14 protein-coding genes and 2 pseudogenes are annotated in these 17271 nt (G+C 68.0%); 15 read left to right on the top strand and 1 reads right to left on the bottom strand.

What is annotated here, in order from left to right:
* From D105_RS0111100 to D105_RS0111090, 3 genes are all read left to right on the top strand, one after another.
* A partial coding sequence (locus D105_RS0111100) for an integrase core domain-containing protein (RefSeq protein WP_018878451.1) occupies positions 1 to 249 on the top strand: 249 nt, incomplete at its 5' end.
* Between the two features lie 277 nt (positions 250 to 526).
* Positions 527 to 2446 (top strand): ATP-binding cassette domain-containing protein, encoded by a 1920-nt coding sequence (locus D105_RS0111095; RefSeq protein WP_018876637.1) that lies wholly within the window; start codon positions 527 to 529, stop codon positions 2444 to 2446.
* A 158-nt stretch (positions 2447 to 2604) separates the two neighbouring features.
* On the top strand, positions 2605 to 4620 hold the full coding sequence (locus D105_RS0111090) for a methyl-accepting chemotaxis protein (RefSeq protein ID WP_018878450.1): 2016 nt from the start codon (positions 2605 to 2607) through the stop codon (positions 4618 to 4620).
* 13 nt (positions 4621 to 4633) lie between these two features.
* On the opposite strand, the gene D105_RS0111085 is transcribed toward D105_RS0111090, so the two are convergent.
* On the bottom strand, positions 4634 to 6562 hold the full coding sequence (locus D105_RS0111085) for a GNAT family N-acetyltransferase (RefSeq protein ID WP_018878449.1): 1929 nt from the start codon (positions 6560 to 6562) through the stop codon (positions 4634 to 4636).
* A 229-nt stretch (positions 6563 to 6791) separates the two neighbouring features.
* On the opposite strand from D105_RS0111085, the gene D105_RS0111080 reads away from it, so the two are divergent.
* From D105_RS0111080 to D105_RS0111030, 12 genes and pseudogenes are all read left to right on the top strand, one after another.
* Positions 6792 to 7100, top strand: a complete 309-nt coding sequence (locus D105_RS0111080) for an STAS domain-containing protein (protein WP_018878448.1) — start codon at positions 6792 to 6794, stop codon at positions 7098 to 7100.
* Positions 7093 to 7455 (top strand): response regulator, encoded by a 363-nt coding sequence (locus D105_RS0111075; RefSeq protein WP_018878447.1) that lies wholly within the window; start codon positions 7093 to 7095, stop codon positions 7453 to 7455. The genes D105_RS0111080 and D105_RS0111075 overlap by 8 nt, the downstream gene beginning before the upstream one ends.
* 2 nt (positions 7456 to 7457) lie before the next feature.
* Positions 7458 to 7691 (top strand): annotated as a pseudogene (locus D105_RS15395) (Hpt domain-containing protein); the annotation flags it as partial.
* Between the two features lie 201 nt (positions 7692 to 7892).
* Positions 7893 to 9497 (top strand): annotated as a pseudogene (locus tag D105_RS0111070) (chemotaxis protein CheA); the annotation flags it as partial.
* 20 nt (positions 9498 to 9517) lie between these two features.
* Positions 9518 to 10039, top strand: coding sequence for a chemotaxis protein CheW (locus tag D105_RS0111065; protein WP_018878445.1), 522 nt, complete (start codon positions 9518 to 9520; stop codon positions 10037 to 10039).
* Between the two features lie 19 nt (positions 10040 to 10058).
* A complete protein-coding gene (locus D105_RS0111060) occupies positions 10059 to 10838 on the top strand; it encodes a ParA family protein (protein ID WP_018878444.1) in 780 nt (259 codons plus the stop codon).
* A gap of 26 nt (positions 10839 to 10864) precedes the next feature.
* Positions 10865 to 13105: a methyl-accepting chemotaxis protein gene (locus D105_RS0111055; protein WP_018878443.1), complete on the top strand. Its 2241-nt coding sequence runs from the start codon at positions 10865 to 10867 to the stop codon at positions 13103 to 13105.
* Positions 13106 to 13125: 20 nt separating this feature from the next.
* Entirely contained in the window at positions 13126 to 13947 is an 822-nt protein-coding gene (locus tag D105_RS0111050; RefSeq protein ID WP_018139559.1) for a protein-glutamate O-methyltransferase CheR, read from the top strand.
* Entirely contained in the window at positions 13947 to 14570 is a 624-nt protein-coding gene (gene cheD / locus D105_RS0111045; protein ID WP_018878442.1) for a chemoreceptor glutamine deamidase CheD, read from the top strand. Before D105_RS0111050 ends, cheD begins: the two co-directional genes overlap by 1 nt.
* Complete coding sequence (locus D105_RS0111040; protein WP_018878441.1) at positions 14571 to 15650, top strand: chemotaxis response regulator protein-glutamate methylesterase; 1080 nt, start codon at positions 14571 to 14573, stop codon at positions 15648 to 15650.
* A gap of 11 nt (positions 15651 to 15661) precedes the next feature.
* Positions 15662 to 16861 (top strand): methyl-accepting chemotaxis protein, encoded by a 1200-nt coding sequence (locus tag D105_RS0111035; RefSeq protein WP_018878440.1) that lies wholly within the window; start codon positions 15662 to 15664, stop codon positions 16859 to 16861.
* Between the two features lie 99 nt (positions 16862 to 16960).
* Positions 16961 to 17266 carry an STAS domain-containing protein gene (locus tag D105_RS0111030; protein WP_018866661.1) on the top strand — a complete coding sequence of 102 codons (306 nt, stop codon included), beginning with the start codon at positions 16961 to 16963 and terminating at the stop codon, positions 17264 to 17266.
* Positions 17267 to 17271: the final 5 nt, after the last annotated feature.

Below are 17271 nucleotides of genomic sequence, written 5' to 3'. Positions count from 1 at the left end.
CCCTCGGTGGGCCGGGTCGGTGACTCCTACGACAACGCCCTGGCGGAGACCATCAACGGGCTGTACAAGACCGAGGTCCGGGCCTACTGGGGACGTCTTAACGATCGACGCGACGTCGAGTGGGCTACGCTCCAGTGGGTCGACTGGTTCAACCGGCGACGCCTGTTGGAATCCAACGGGTATCGACCGCCGGCAATCATCGAAGCGCAGTACCATCAACAAGTTCAGGGGTCCGTTCGTGCAGCGTGACCCAAACCAACGGGTCTCCGGGAAACCCGGGGCGGTTCACTTTCTTGGGTACTTCTTTGCACGAGCAAAGAAGCCCGTTTTTGATCAACAACGGGCGCGGCGCGCTGGCGAGTCAGCGCCGGGCAGTATGTGGACCGAAGGCACCGTAAACACCAGATGACGAAAGAGGACCAGCCACCACGAGGCAGGCGGCTGGACGCAGCCAACCGCACGCCGCAGAGCGCCAAGGTGATAGGCTTGGCGCCCGCTACAACACTCGCTCGCGACCGGAACTCGAATGGCACTGCTCACCCTGCGCAACATCCACCTGGCCTACGGCATGGCCGCCCTGCTCGACGGCATCAACCTGAGCCTGGAACCCGGCGAGCGCGTCGCCATCGCCGGGCGCAACGGAGAGGGCAAATCCACCCTGCTCAAGGTGCTCAACGGCGAGGCGCAGGCGGATTCGGGCGAGATCACCTGCCAGGACGGCCTCACCACCGCCTACCTGACCCAGGAGTTGCCCCCGGGCATTGAAGGGACGGTGTTCGATGTCGTGGCCGAGGGCCTGGGCGAGGCCGGGCGCCTGCTGGAGCGCTTCCACCACCTGAGCCAGGCCGCGGCCGGCGGCGACATGGATGCCCTGGAGAAGATGGGGCCAGTGCAGTCGCAGCTCGACGCCATCGATGGCTGGAGCCTGCAGAACCGGGTGGAGACCACCATCTCCCGCCTGAGCCTGGACCCCGAGGCGGAGTTCGCCGCGCTGTCCGGCGGACTCAAGCGCCGGGTCTGGCTGGCACGCGAGCTGGTGCAGCGCCCGCAGCTGCTGCTGCTCGACGAACCGACCAACCATCTCGACGTGGCCGCGATCCGCTGGCTGGAAGAGTTCCTGCTCGAGAGCGGCCTGACCGTGGTCTTCATCAGCCATGACCGCCAGTTCATGGAGAGTGTAGCCACCCGCATCCTGGAGCTGGACCGCGGGCAGCTGTATGAACATCCGCCGTCGATCGAGGAATTCCGCCGCCGTCAGGCCGAACGCCTGGAGACCGAGGCCACCCAGCGCGCGGAGTTCGACCGCAAGCTGGCGCAGGAGGAGGCCTGGGTGCGCCAGGGCATCAAGGCACGGCGTACCCGCAACGAGGGGCGCGTGCGGGCACTGCAGGCCCTGCGCAAGAAGCGCGCCGAGCGTCGCGAACGCAGCGGCCAGGTCAAGATGAAGCTGAGCCCGGAACAGCGTTCGGGCCGGCTGGTGATCGAGGCGGAACACGCCGATTTCGGCTACGAAAAACCCATCGTCAGGGACGTGAACCTGCTGCTGCAACGCGGCGATGCCCTGGGCATCGTCGGACCCAACGGCGCGGGCAAGACGACCCTGCTGCGCGGCCTGCTCGGACAGATGGAGCCGCTGGCCGGTCACGTGAAGCTGGGCACCCAGCTGGAGATCGCGTACTTCGACCAGGCGCGCGCGCACCTCGACGAAGACACCACGGTGCAGGACGCGGTCGGCGAGGGGCGCGACCGGGTGATGGTCAATGGCGAGAGCCGGCACATTTTGTCCTACCTGGAAGACTTCCTGTTCCCGCCATCACGTTCCCGCCAGCCGGTGTCGGCGCTGTCCGGGGGCGAGCGCAATCGCCTGCTGCTGGCCAAGCTGTTCCTGCGCCCGGCAAATCTGCTGGTGCTCGACGAACCCACCAACGACCTCGATGTGGAGACCCTGGAGCTGCTGGAACAGCTCCTGATCGAGTACACCGGGACGGTGATCGTGGTCAGCCACGACCGCTCGTTTCTGGACAATGTCGCGACCTCGACCCTGGTCCTGCCGGGCGACGGGTCGGTGGAAGAGTTCGTGGGTGGCTGGTCCGACCTGCCCGAACGCGTCACGCAGCGGCTGCTGGAGGGCGAAACCGCGGCCGCCGCCCGCCCCGGCGCCCCGGAGCCGCGGGCCGAGCCCGCTCCCGAACCATCGCCGCAGACATCGGAAAACGCTACGGCGACCCCGCGCAAACTGTCCTACAAGGATGCGCGCGAACTGGAGGCCCTCCCGGCCCGGATCGAGGCCCTGGAGACCGAGCAACAGGAACTGACCACGGCGATGACCGATCCCGAGGCCCTGCGCGACGGTGAACGCATGCGCGACCTGCAGGCGCGGCTCGAGACCGTGGAGGCCGAGCTGGCCCACTGCTTCGAGCGCTGGGAGCAGCTGGAATCCGGTTGAGCGTCGGCGCGTCTACACTCGGGTTTCCGGCCACCCCTCAACTCTGCCGGGGGTCTGCCGTAACAGGGGTTGAATAGCCACCTTTCGGGTCCGCGCTCTCCGAGACCGCGGCCGGTTCGCGAAGCGCCCGGGACAGGGCGCGCTGAAGGAGTCATCGCATGCTGGACAAACTCTCCATTCGGGGGCTGCTGATTGCCGGGTTCGGCCTGGTCGTCGCCATCCTGATCATCAACTCCCTGCTGGCACTGCGCGCGATGAGCACGGGCAGTCAGGGGGTCGAGCAGCTCACGCAGGCTGACTACCCGGCCGTCGCCCGGGTCAACGATGTCGAGCAGCTGCTGCAGGAGAGCGCGGCGTTTCTCGGCTTCTACCTGATGAGCGAGGAGCAGTCGCATCGCGATGCATGGCAAAACGCGATGCGCGAGCTCGATGCGGCCACGCGGGCCCTGAACGAGAATCCGGTCATCGCGGCCGACGAGGAACTCGCCGCCAGCGCGACCGAGGTACGCCGCCTGGTGGATCAGTTCGCCAGCTTCGAGGACCGCCTGATCGAGGTGGCGGAGAACGCGGCCGAGAACATGCCGGCCCTGGGAATCGCCAACGCCCGGGCCAACCCGGCCAGCCGCGAGATGACCCAGCAGACCAACATGATGATCGACGCCGAGATGGCCCTGCCGCGCTTCCAGCGTTCCTGGGACCGTCTCGACACCCTGCATGAGCTGCGCATGTCGGTGGTCCAGGTCACCTCCAACCTGCGCGGGTTCATCGCCTTCCGCGATGACGCCTTCCGCGAGAACGTGCGCCTGTTCTCGACCCGCACCAACGACATCACCGCGCAGCTGATGGACCAGTTCGACGATCTCGACTTCGAACAGCAGATCGCGCTGGAAGACTTCCAGATGGCCCTGGATACCCAGAACACCGCGCTGGACGACCTGATCGAGATCCACGGCAGCGAACAGGCCCTCCAGGATGCCTACCTGATTCGGACCGAGATCGGCCCGCTGCTGGTCGAGGCCCGCGATCATCTGCAAGGACTCAGCGAGCGCATCACTGCCCGCGCCGAACGCAGCGCCGCCGCCCTGACCGCCGACATGCGCGCCACCCAGACGACCCAGGGCATCCTGGCTCTGATCGGCGTGATCCTCGGGCTGGCCGGCGCGGTGTTCATCATCCTGGTCGTGCGGCGCGCGCTGGCCCACTCCACCGCGGCGCTCGAGGAGATCGCCGATGGCGATGGCGATCTGAGCCGCCGTCTGGACGAGAACGGCCTGATCGAAACCGCCCAGCTCGGCCGTGCGTTCAACCGCTTCACCGACAAGATCGCCCAGGCCATCGGCCACGCACGCGGCAGCACCGAGACACTCAACCGCGCCACCGAGAACCTGAACCAGGAGGCCTACGAGGCCCGCGAGGCGGTCTCGCGCCAGCGCGACGAGACCGAGCGTGTCGCCACCGCGATCAACGAGCTGCAAAGCAGCGCCGAGGAGATCGCGCGCAACACCGACGCGACCTCCCAGGCCGGCCAGGAAGCCGGGGATGCGGTGAACAATGGCTCCGAGGTGATGGAGAAGAACATCGAGTCCATGGCCTCGCTGCTCGGCACCGTCGAGCAGGCCGCCGGGACCGTCTCCAAGCTGGGCGAGGACTCCAAGCAGATCGGGACCATCCTCGAGGTGATCCGCGGGGTCGCCGAGCAGACCAACCTGCTGGCCCTGAACGCGGCCATCGAGGCCGCCCGCGCCGGCGAACATGGCCGCGGCTTCGCGGTGGTCGCCGACGAGGTCCGCAAGCTCGCGACCCGCACACAGGAATCCACCGACGAGATCGAGTCCATGATCTCGCGCCTGCAAACCGCCACCACCAGTGCCGTCAAGGCCATGGAACAGGGTCAGGAAGAGGCCGAGTCGACCATGGAGCATACCGCCGAGGTCAACGGCGCCCTGCAGCAGATCCGGCAGTCGGTCACCACCATCGTGGAGATGACCGAGCAGATCGCGGTCGCTTCACGCCAGCAGAGCACGGTGGTCGAGGATATCAACCGCAATATCGTGCAGATCTCCGACGAGGCGGATCAGTCGGCCAACACCGCCGACCGGGTCAGCGCCGCCTCCGACGAGCTCAAGCAGGTGGAAAAGGAGATCCAGCAGGCCCTGGCGCAGTTCCGGCTCTGACCCGGACTACGGGCTACGGGCTACGGGCCTCCAGCCAGGCCCGGGCGGCGCGGCGCAGCCTGCGGGTGACGCCGCGCCGCCCGGATACCCCGAGCTCGCGGGCCAGCCGCGTCCAATCGACGGGCGCGGCCAGGGTCGTCTCCAACAGGCGGCCTTCCGGATCGGCCGGCGGGGCTGCTTCCAGCTGCCGCAACAGGGCCGGCAACGCCCATTCCAGCGGCCGCGCGCGGTACGCAAAGGCTCGAACCTCCGCGAGATCGGTGGCCGGGTCGGACTCCGACAGCGGCCGGGCCGTTTCCTCCAGGGCCGCACTCACCATGGCGGCGGCGGATGCGGGCAGGAAGCGTGGGTGCCACACCGACCAGTCGCGCCAGAAGGCGCGCTGGATTGGCTGCAGACCGGAGGCCGTGCGGGGCCGGAGTGCGCGCAGGACCACACCACTGACCTGACCACTGGCCGCGTCCGGCTGGGTGCCCACGCGCACCAGAACGTAGCCCTCCCGCTGCCAGAGCCGCAGCAACGCGGGCTGCAGTCCGAAACTCGCCCCCAGCAGCGCCACCCGTTCGGCAACGGCCCGATCCGCGACCGCCCGCAGCAGGCGGCCGCCCAGGCCCCGCCCCTGCCAGCGCGGGTACACCGCGATGCGCTGGATGCGCCAGGCACGCTCCGCCGCCAGCTCGAAGCCCCCCAAAGCGCCCAGCGTGCAGGGCAGGAACTGCCCCTGCGGCCGGCGCTCGCCCGCCCACACCGCCTCGGCCAGGGCCCGATCCAGGCCGGGTTCCTCCTGAATCAGCACGACGCCGAAGAGCGCCCCGTCCGTCACGCCCTCCAGGCACAGCACGCGCACGCCGGGGTCCTCCAGCCAGCGCAGCAGATCGGACGGACGGGTCCGGTAGTGCGCATCCGCCAGCAGGCCCGTCACGGCCTCCAGGGTCTGCGGCAAACCCGCCAGGGCCGCCCCGGTCGTCCAGCGCAGGCGGACGGCCTGGGTAGCCGGGGTCCGGCTTTCCGCCTCCAGCAGGAACAACCGGTTGAGCCAGTCTTCCAGCGGATCCCCCGGCGCCCAGCGCACCGGCGTCGCCATGGGCTGCACGCGCACCCGGAAGCCCGCCGCCTCCAGGGCCGGCAGCGCACGCAGCCGGAAGCCCTGGCCACTCCCCTCGAAGCCGCCGGTCGTGGTGGACAACACCAGGCGCCGGGCACGGCGGGCGAGGCGCAGCAGGCGCTCCACCGGCAGGTTCGCTGCCTCGTCGATGATCAGAGTATCCACGAGTTCGGGCGCTTCCAGCAGGATATCCGGTGCCCGGTAGAGACGCTCCGGCGTGTCGACCCACCGGCGGGCGCGCGCCAGCAGGGCACCCACGGCCCGTGGACTCGGTGCCGTCAGCGTGATCGCGGGCCCGCCGTGTTGGAGTGTCCCGCCGAGGAACTCGCCCAGGAGGGTCGACTTGCCGCGACCGCGCGGGGCGATCAGCGCCAGGCATTCGTCGGCGCCAAGATGCGCGAGACGATCCAGCGCCGCGGCCTGATCCGGCGTCCACGCAAAGGCGGGCGCCGGACGTGCCGGCACCTCGGGCCATTCCTCCGCCGATGCGGGCGTCCGCACCCACGCCTCGGCCAGCGCGGCCCGCCAGCGGCGGGTAAACGCGCCTTCACCGGTGACGCCGTCGAGGACCACCAGGGTGCCCCCGCCGCGCAGCAGCCCGGCCGCGGTGACCAGCGCATCCACGGCGAGCGGATCCCCGGCCTCGAACACCAGGGCCTGCACTTCGTGGCCCAGCCAGTGCCCGGCCTGTGCCGGCGCCACGTGCGGCAGGCCGTCGGGCACATGCCGCCCCACCCAGAGCACCGGCCCCCGGGCTGCGGCGGTCCGCAGCCAGGCCGCGGCGGCCTGCCGGGCCGCCGGGTCGGCCGGTAGTCGGTAGAGCGAACGGGCCTCCATCTCAGCATCTCACCGGGGTCGAAGGTTGCATGGAAAAAGCGGGCTTGCGCGGGCGCACACGGCATCTGGTCACACTGGCGCGACGAAAGTCCAGCGCGCTGCCGACGTTTCCATGTGAATCCGTCCTCAAGTTTTCCCACCCGCAGCCGTACAAGTTTTTTACAAAGAGCTGGGAAATATCTGTACAGATCCTGTACCGTGTGAACGAATTCACGGAAAGGTAACGGCGATGACCACCATAGCGCTGCCCGAACGCCTGCGCATCGACACCGCGACCGCCTGCTGGCAGGCGCTGCGCGTGGCGCTGGATGCCGGCGAGGACCTTCAGGTGGACGCGACGACCGTGGCCGATATCGACGCCGCCGGGGTTCAGGTCCTGCTGATGGCACGCCACTGCGCGGCACGCCATGCGCAGGGCTTTTCGATCGACGGAGCAAGCGCCGTCTTAACGCAGGCCTTCCAGGCGCTCGGTGCGGACGCGGCCGCCGCGCGTGCGGGACAGGGACACGATACCGATTCAGGAGAACACAATGGCTAAGGTTCTGGTGGTGGACGATTCCGCCTCGATGCGCCAGATGGTCGCATTCACCCTCAAGCAGGCCGGACACGAGGTCACCGAGGGGCGCGACGGCAACGACGGCCTGGGCAAGGCCCAGGCGACGAAGGCGGACCTGGTGATCACCGACGTGAACATGCCGGGCATGGACGGGCTGCAACTGACCCGCGAACTGCGCAAGCTGGGCGATTACAAGTTCACCCCGATCCTGGTGCTGACCACCGAGGCCGGCCCGGAGAAGAAACAGGAAGGCAAGGCGGCGGGTGCGACCGGCTGGCTGGTCAAGCCGTTCGACCCGGACCAGCTGATGAACACCGTGAACCGGGTGCTGCGCTAGTCATGTCGGTCGACATGGCCCAGTTCGTCGATGCCTTTCTCGAGGAGAGCTTCGAGGGGCTGGAGCGCATGGAGACCGAACTCCTGGCGCTGGACGGCGGCGATCCGGAGACCCTGAATACCATCTTCCGCTGCGCCCATTCGATCAAGGGTGGGGCCGGGACCTTCGGATTCGGCGCGATCTCCGAGTTCACCCACGGGGTCGAGACCCTGCTGGACCGGATGCGCAACGGCGAGCAGGAGGCGACGCCGGAGACGGTGAACCTGCTGCTGCGCGCGGTGGACATCCTGCGCGCCCAGCTGCATGCCGCCCGCGACGGCGGCGAGGCCGATGCCGCCGAAGTGGCCGAGGTGCGCACCCTGATCGAGGCCCATCTGGGCGAACCCGCGCCGGCCGCCCCAACGTCTGAAGGGGCGGACGAAGCGGCCGGTCCCACCGGCGGCGACGGCCCGCAAGGCTGGCGCATCCGGTTCCGGCCCTTTGCAGACCTGATGCGCACCGGCAACGACCCTTTGCGCATGTTCGAGGTGCTGGAGGAGCTGGGCCGACTGACCGTGCACTGCGAGACCGACCGCCTGCCGGACAGCGCAGAGGCCTTCGACCCGGAGGACTGCTATCTCGCCTGGACCCTGGAACTGGAAGGGGACGCGACCCGCGACCAGATCGAAGAGGTCTTCGAATGGGTTGAGGACGAATGCGACCTGGAGATCGAACCCCTTGCCGTCCCCGAGACGGCCCCGGACACAGTGGCAGAGCAACCGGTTACGCCCCCGGATTCCCCTGCCACGGAGACCCGCGCCGAGCCACCCGCTGCGCGCGCCGGCAATAACCGCAGCGCGGAATCCAGCTCCATGCGGGTGAACACCGGCAAGATCGATGCGCTGATCGACATGGTCGGTGAGCTGGTCATCACCCAGTCGATGCTGACCGATATCAGCGAACAGCTGGAGGAAGACCCCTCGCAGATGGAGGCGCAGATCGAGCGCCTGCGCACCGGCCTGGCGGAGCTGGAGCGCAATACCCGCGAGCTGCAGGAAAGCGTGATGGGCATCCGCATGGTGCCGATCGCCCAGGTCTTCAACCGCTTCCCGCGCCTGGTACACGACATCTCCGGGCAGCTCGGCAAGCAGATCGATCTGACCCTGAAGGGCGAATACACCGAGATCGACAAGACGGTCATGGAGCACCTGGGCGACCCGCTGGTGCACCTGGTGCGCAATGCCGTGGATCACGGCATCGAGATGCCCGATGTTCGCGCGGCGGCGGGCAAACCCGAGACCGGCCAGGTCAGTCTGGAGGCCTACCACCGCGGCGGTAACGTGGTCATCGAGATCCGCGACGATGGCAAGGGCATGGATGCCGACCGCATCCTGGCCAAGGCCCGCGACGCCGGGATCGTCGGCCCGAACCAGCAACTGGACCGCCACGAGATCCTGCAGCTGATCTTCGAGCCGGGGCTGTCCACCGCGGACCAGGTCAGCGATCTCTCCGGCCGCGGCGTCGGCATGGACGTGGTGAAGAAGAATATCCGTGGCCTGGGCGGCAACGTCGAACTGGAATCCGAGCCCGGCAAGGGTTCGCGCCTGACCATCCGCCTGCCGCTGACGCTGTCGATCATGGACGGTCAGCTGCTGAAGATCGGCGACGAGACCTTCGTGATCCCGCTGATCGCGATCGTCGAATCGCTGCAGACCCTGCCGGAGAGCGTGAAGCAGGCCTTCGGCAAGCTGCCACTGTACCGGCTGCGGGACGAATACATCCCCATCGTCGATCTGGCCGCGCTGTTCGGCCGGGCCGAGCCCAGCCCGCTGCCGGAGCGCGCCCTGCTGGTGGTGGCCGAGGCCGACGACCAGCGTGTCGCCCTGCGCGTCGACGACCTCCTGGGCCAGCAGCAGGTCGTGATCAAGACGCTGGAAACCAATTTCCGCAAGGTCCCCGGCACCGCCGGCGCAACCATCCTCGGAGACGGCCAGGTGGCGCTGATCCTGGATGTCGCCGGGATCGCGCGGATGGCCTCCGGGCGCGACACCCGCGCGGCGTAAAAATCAAGGAGCCCAACGCAATGGCGAACGACGCAACCCAGTCCATCCACGACCCCGCCACCGCCGGCGAGGACCAGTACCTCACCTTCATCCTCGCGGAGGAGGAATACGGCGTGGACATCCTGCGGGTGCAGGAGATCAAGGGCTGGGAGCGGCCCACCCCGCTGCCCAATGCCCCGGACTACATCCGCGGGGTGATCAACGTGCGCGGGATGATCGTGCCGATCATCGACATGCGCCTGCGCTTCGGCATGGAACCGATGGAATACGGCCCGACCACCGTGGTGATCATGCTGCGCGTGATCAACGAGGACCGCGAGCGCGTGATGGGGATCGTCGTCGATGCCGTGTCCGAGGTCTACAGCGTGGGCGCTGACGAGATGCAGCCGGCCCCCGACTTCAATACCCGCATCGGGATCGACTTCGTACGCGGCCTGGCGACGGTCGACGACAAGATGATCCTGATGCTGGACATCGACACCCTGCTCGGCCCGGGCCTGATTGCCAGCACCGACGCCATCGCGGCCGAGGCCACGGCGTAGCCGGGGGCTGCGGGGAACCATGCGGAGCATCGCGGTGATCAACCAGAAGGGGGGCGTCGGCAAGACGACCGTGACCCTGAACCTGGCGCATGCCCTGGCCCTGGCCGGGCATCGGGTGCTGGCGATCGACGCCGACCCGCAGGGGCATCTCTCCATGGCCTTCGGGCTGGAGGACCCGGCCGGCCTGGATCAGGTCCTGCAGGGTGGCGCGCGCCTGGAGGACGCCTTCAGCGAAGCCGGAAACGGGCTGCAGATCGTCGCCGCCGGGGAACAGCTACAGGAGGTCGAGAACCTGAACGAGGGTGGAGCCGCGCGTGGCTGGCGCTTGCAGAAGGCGCTGGACAGACTGGAACAGACCTTCGATTTCGTGCTGATCGACTGCCCGCCGTCGGCCGGCCTGCTGGGTATGAACGCCATCATCGCCGCCGACGAGATGCTGATCCCGGTCGCCGGAGACTTCCTGGCCCTGAACGGGCTGTCGCGATTGATGCGCATCCTGCAGGGCATCGAGGCGCGCCTGGGTACGAGCCGTCGCAAGTGGATCGTGCTGTCGCGCTTTGTCGAACAGCGCCGCCACGCCCGCGAGGTGCGCGAGCGCATCCGCGAACACTTCGCCGATGCCCTGCTGCCCACCACCATCCGCGAGTCGGTGGTGCTGGCCGAGAGCCCGAGCTTCGGGCAGACGATCTTCGAGTACCAGCCGCGCCATCGCGCGGCCGCGGACTTCCAGCAACTGGCCGCCGACCTGATCGCGGCCGGGGCACCAACCAACACCCGCCCGACGGCGGCACACGCCTGAGCCGCAAGCCAGGGAGAACACGGGCCATGACCACACGCAAACGCAACAAGCTGGGCAACGACCCGCTGGGCTGGATGGACCCATCCAGCGCGGCCCGCGAACCGGTCTCCGACGAGGCCCCGAGCGAGCGCCCGGCTTCGGACGAAGCCGCCCCCGAACCCCGGTCCGGCCCGAAAACCGAGACGCCGAAAACCAACAAACCCGCCCGCCGCCGCACCTCGGCCGCGCGCCATACGAACAAGCCAAGCGAGGACACCCCCATGGCCGCCAATCCGCAAACCGACGCCCCAGAAACCGACCCGAACGAGATGATGGACGGCCGCTTCATGCGTGCCGCCTGCGAGGGGTCGCAAATGGCGGTGATGATGTGCGACGACGATATGAACATCATCTACGCCAACGAGGCGGTCGTCAGTCTGCTGCGGAAACGCCGCCACATCCTGCAGCAGCACTTCCCGAGCTTCGATCCGGACAACCTCGTGGGACAGTCGATCGACCAATTCCACAAGGACCCGTCACATCAGCGCGCCATCCTGTCGAACCCGGCACGCATGCCCTACACCGCCGAGATCGAGGTTGGTGGACTCGAATTCAAGCTGCAGGCATCCGGGATCACCGATGACAACGGCAGGATCATCGGCAGCATGGTCGAGTGGCAGGACGTGACGGAATGGAACGAGGCGGACCGCGAGCGCGCTCGCTTCAGGGCTGCGATTGATGGCGCTACCGCGTCACTCATGATGTGCGACGAGAACATGACCATCACCTTTTCCAACGCATCACTGACCGCGATGTTCCAGAAACACCGCGAGGCCTTCACCAAGGCGTTTCCAGGCTTCGATCCATACAACATGGTGGGCCAGTCCATTGACCAGTTTCACTCGGTCCCGTCGCATCAGCATTCCATCCTGAAGGACCCGTCCAAACTGCCGTACGAAACCGAAATCAGCCTGGGCGACCTGCGCTTCTGGATTAACGCGACCGCGATCATCGACGACGACGGCAATTATGCCGGCAACATGCTGGAGTGGCGGGATGTCACCGAGATGCGGACCGCCGAGGCCGAGATCGATGCCCTGATCCGCGACGCGGCGAGCGGCAACCTGGGCGAACGCCTGGAGACCGAGCGCTACAGCGGATTCACCCAAAGTATCGCCGAGAGCCTGAACGAGCTGCTCGACGCCGTCGTCCCGCCGGTGCGCGAGGGCTCTCGGGTGATGCAGGCCATGGCCGAGGGCGATCTGAGCGTGCGCATGCAGGGCGAGTTCCGCGGCGAATTCGCCGAGTTCCGCGACGCCATCCACACCTCGCTGGAGAACCTCGACCAGCTCGTGGGGCAGATCCTCGAGGGCGCGGGCAACGTGCGTTCGGCCTCGGCCGAGATCGCCCAGGGCAATACCGACCTGTCCCAGCGCACCGAGGAACAGGCCTCCTCGCTGGAGGAGACCGCCTCGTCGATGGAGGAGATGACCTCCACGGTCAAGTCCAACGCGGACAACGCCAAGCAGGCCAATCAGCTCGCCAGCGCCGCCCGCGACAAGGCCCAGGAAGGCGGCGAGGTAGTCGACAAGGCCGTGACCGCGATGGGCGAGATCAACCAGTCCTCGAAGAAGATCGCCGACATCATCGGCGTGATCGACGAGATCGCATTCCAGACCAACCTGCTGGCACTGAATGCCGCCGTGGAAGCCGCCCGCGCGGGTGAGCAGGGCCGCGGCTTCGCGGTGGTCGCCACCGAGGTGCGCAACCTGGCCCAGCGCAGTGCGCAGGCCGCCAAGGAGATCAAGACCCTGATCAACGACTCGGTGGAGCGCATCGGCGAAGGCAGCAAGCTGGTCGACAACTCCGGCAAGGCCCTGGAAGACATCGTCGACTCGGTGAAGAAGGTCTCCGACATCATTGCCGAGATCGCCGCGGCCAGCGAGGAGCAGTCCACCGGCCTCGACGAGATCAACAAGGCCGTGACCCAGCTCGACGAGGTGACCCAGCAGAATGCCGCCCTGGTCGAGGAGGCCGCGGCCGCCAGCGAATCCCTGGACGACCAGTCGCGCGAATTGCTGGAGCTGATGAGCTTCTTCAAGGGCGAGCAGGCCGCGGCCGCCAGCCAGGCCATGAAGCAGCCCAGCCAGCGTCCGACGCCTGCGACCGCCGCCGGCCAGGGCAGTGCCACCGGACTGAAGCGCCCGGCCTCCGCGTCCGGCAACGCCGCCAGCAAGCGCCCGGCCCCCTCGCGCCAGGAGGCCTCCGAAGAATGGGAGGAGTTCTGAGGATGGAGGGTCGATGCTAGATGGCCGCCTCCGATCGCCTGAGCGAGCGCGACTTCCGGCGCGTGGCGCGCCTGACGCAGGAACGCACCGGGATCATGCTCAACGAGAGCAAGAAGGAGCTGGTCTTCAGCCGGCTCTCTCGGCGGCTGCGCGTGCTCGGCCTGGATGCCTTCGACACCTACCTGGACCGGGTCGAGGGGGGCGACGAGGGCGAGCTGGAGGAGTTCATCAATGCCCTGACCACCAACCTGACCGCGTTCTTCCGCGAACCGCACCACTTCGAGATGCTGGGCGGCCCGGTGCTGGAGGAGCTCCGGCGGGCCAACCCAACCGGCCCGCTGAAGGTCTGGTCGGCCGGATGCTCCACCGGCGAGGAGCCCTACTCCATCGCGATGACGCTGGCCGAGGCCCTGCCGTCGCCGGAGGATGTGCGCATCCTCGCCACCGATATCGACTCGCGCGTGGTCGCCCATGCCGATGCCGGGGTGTATGACGCCAAGCGCGTCACCGGCATCCCGCAGGCACGCCAGAAGCGCTGGCTGCTGCGCGGGACTGGCGCCAACGAGGGCCGGGTCAAGATCCGCGACGAGCTGCGCGCCATGCTGAACTTCCGCCAGCTGAACCTGTTCGACCCATGGCCCATGAAGGGCCCGCTGGACGTGATCTTCTGCCGCAACACGCTGATCTACTTCGACAAGCCGACACAGAAGCAGCTGGTGGAACGCTTTGCGCGCCTGCTGCGCCCGGAGGGCTACCTGTTCATCGGGCACTCCGAGTCGCTGTTCCGCGTGACCGAGGACTTCCGGCTGCTGGAGCAGACGCTGTACCGGAGGGCGGCCTGATGTCCGCCCTGCCGCAGCTGCACGATGGCGCCTTCGCGCACATCAATCGCTACTGGGACCGGGTGCACGCCTGCCCGGCCGCGAAGCTGTTGCCGGGGGAGTGCTACGTCTCGGTCTCCCCGACCGAACTGATCACCACGGTGCTGGGCTCCTGCGTGTCCGCCTGCGTGTGGTCGCCTACGGCCGGCATCGGCGGCATGAACCACTTCATGCTGCCGGACGGCGCCCGTGACAGCGGCTGGGGACCGGCGGTCTCCAATGCCACGCGCTATGGCACCCATGCGATGGAGTTCCTGATCAACGAACTGCTGAAGCTGGGCGCGGAGCGAAGCGACCTGCGCGTCAAGATGTTCGGCGGCGGCCGCGTAATGGCCGGGATGACCGACGTCGGTGCCGGCAATATCACCTTCCTGCGCCGCTTCCTGCGCGAGGAGAACCTGGACCTGGTCGCCGAGGACGTCGGCGGGCATTGGCCGCGCAAGGTCGTCTTCTTCCCCGCCACCGGACGCGTGCGCATCAAGAAGCTCGTGGCCCTGCACAACAACACCCTGCTCGAGCGTGAGCAGGACTACCGCCGCCGACTGCAGGACGATCCCTTGCAGGGCGACGTGGAGCTGTTCTAGATGCCTGCCAATGCCAAGCCCATTCGCGTTCTGGTCGTCGACGACTCGGCCCTGATCCGCAAGCTGCTGACCGAGATCCTGTCGCAGGCCGCGGACATCGAGGTGGTCGCCGCCGCCTCCGACCCCTATGACGCGCGCACGAAGATCAAGCAGCACGAACCCGACGTGCTGACCCTGGACGTGGAGATGCCGAAGATGGATGGCATCACCTTCCTGCGCAATCTGATGCGCCTGCGCCCGATGCCGGTGGTGATGGTCTCCTCGCTGACCGAGGCGGGTGCGGATGTGACCCTGGAGGCGCTGGAGGTGGGCGCGGTGGATTTCGTCACCAAACCCAAAATGGATGTCTCGCATGCACTGCAGGACTACGCCGACGTGCTGATCGACAAGATCCGCACCGCGGCCGGCATCCGCCTGCAGGCCCGCAGCGCGACCCCGGCAGCAGCGCCGCAGCGGCTCGCCTCCGCGGGCGCGGGGCGCTTTCGCACCACTGACCGGGTAATCGCCCTGGGGGCCTCCACCGGGGGTACGGAGGCCCTGCGCGAGGTGCTAACGGCCCTGCCGCCGGACGCCCCGGGCATCCTGATCACCCAGCACATCCCCTCCGGCTTCAGTCGCGCCTTTGCAGAACGCATGGATCGGAACACCGCGCTCAGCGTGAAGGAGGCCGAGGACGGCGACATCGTGATGCCCGGGCATGCCTACGTCGCCCCGGGTACCGACTACCACCTGCGTCTGGCGCGGGACGGCGCCCGCTACGTCTGCCGCCTGGACCGCAGCGGCCCCGTGAACCGTCATCGCCCCAGCGTGGACGTGCTGTTCAACTCGGCCGCAGAACAGGCCGGGGCCAACATCGTGGCCGCCCTGCTGACCGGCATGGGTGACGACGGGGCCCGCGGGCTCAAGGCGCTGCGCGAGGCCGGGGCCCACACCATCGCCCAGGACGAGAGCACCAGCCTGGTCTGGGGTATGCCCGGCGAGGCGGTCAAGCTGGACGCCGCCGACCAGGTGCTGCCGCTGGGCCGGATCGCCACCGCGCTGATCCGCGATCACCGCAAAGCCGCCGCAGCCGGCGAATAGGAGCCACCGGAATGGACCACCGTATGCAATGGCTGACCCGTGACATCACCCAGAAGGGGCTGACGCTCAGCCTCGCCGTTTTGCTCCTGCTCGGGGCGATCCTCGCCGCACTGAATGGGGCCGGCTGGATCGCTCTGGGGGCCGCAATCCTGGCCGGACTGGCGGCCCTGATCACCGCAGGCGCGTATCTGCGCGGGCCGGCCCCGGCGGCCGAATCCAGCGCGGACATGACCGCGAGCCAGCCCACCGGCGGCAGTGAACTCTCCGACGCGCTGGACCAGGCGATGCGCTTCGAGCTGGACCAGCTGGAGGCGGAGATCGGCCGCCAGCGCGGGCTGATCGCCGATGCCGTGCAGGAACTGGGCACCAGCTTCAACGAGATGCACCAGATCGCCGACCGCCAGATGGAACTGATGACCAGCGACGTCGCGCGAGAGGGCGCTGACGGGCAGGGTATGACCCACGCCGAGGTCATCACCGAACTGACCCGCAAGTCCGACGAGACCCTGCAGATGTTCATCGACACCCTGGTGGAAATCAGCCGCCAGAGCGTGGAGAGCGCCCACCACATGGAGGACATGAGCCAGCACATGGACGGGGTGTTCAAGCTGCTGGACAGCGCCGGCGCGATCGCCGGGCAGACCAACCTGCTGGCGCTCAATGCCAGCATCGAGGCGGCGCGGGCCGGCGAGGCCGGGCGCGGCTTCTCGGTGGTCGCCGAAGAGGTGCGCTCGCTGTCCCAGCGCTCGGCCACCTTCCACGACGACATCCGCGCGCAGATCGACCAGGCCCGCGAATCGATCAACAAGGTCCACGGGACCGTACACGACATGGCCTCGCGCGACATGAACCAAAGTATGGGCGAGAAGGAACGCATCACCCGGTTGTTCGCCTACGCGCAGCGCGCCACCGACGAGCTCGAGGACCGCATCCGCGAGGAGGCCGAGCTGAGCGAGCGCATGAACCAGGCGGTCGCGACCGCCGTGCGCTCGCTGCAGTTCGAGGACATCGCCCGCCAGTCACTGGGCACCGCGGAGGAGGCCGTGGCACATCTGCAGGAGCTGCGAAGCATCCTGCACGAGGCCCGCTCTACCGAGGACGCGCGGGCCATGGCCACCCGCGTGCGCGAATGGCGCGAGCGCCGCCAGGAGACCTATCACCGCGCAGTCAACCAGCAGAACATGGGCACGGGGGATGTGGAATTGTTCTGAGGATTTTCCGTCGAACCCCCGCGTACCCGATCGCGAATCCCGGGGCCGCGTACCAACTCTCACCGGGCATGAAGCCCGCCACAGCGCCAGGAACCGCATATGAGCATCGAGCAGTACACCTCCGACGACGGCAAGGAAGTCCGCATCCGGGTCAAGGGCCGGTTCGACTTCGAGCAGCACCAGGATTTCCGCGCCGCCTACCGCGACACCGGCGGGACCGGCGTGCGCTACATCGTCGACCTCGCCCATACCGAGTACATGGACAGCTCCGCACTCGGCATGCTGCTCCTGCTGCGCGAACACGCCGGCGGCGAGTTCTCCGACGTCAGCATCACCGGTGCCTCGGAGGGCGTGCGCAAGGTACTGGACATCGCCAATTTTGGCCGCCTGTTCCGCATCCAGTAACCGGC

Origin of the sequence: Thioalkalivibrio sp. ALE28 (assembly GCF_000377425.1) — a bacterium.
Classification (GTDB): Bacteria; Pseudomonadota; Gammaproteobacteria; order Ectothiorhodospirales; family Ectothiorhodospiraceae; genus Thioalkalivibrio.
The sequence above is the reverse complement of the archived record's forward strand: the minus strand, read 5'-3'. Positions and strand labels throughout refer to the sequence as shown.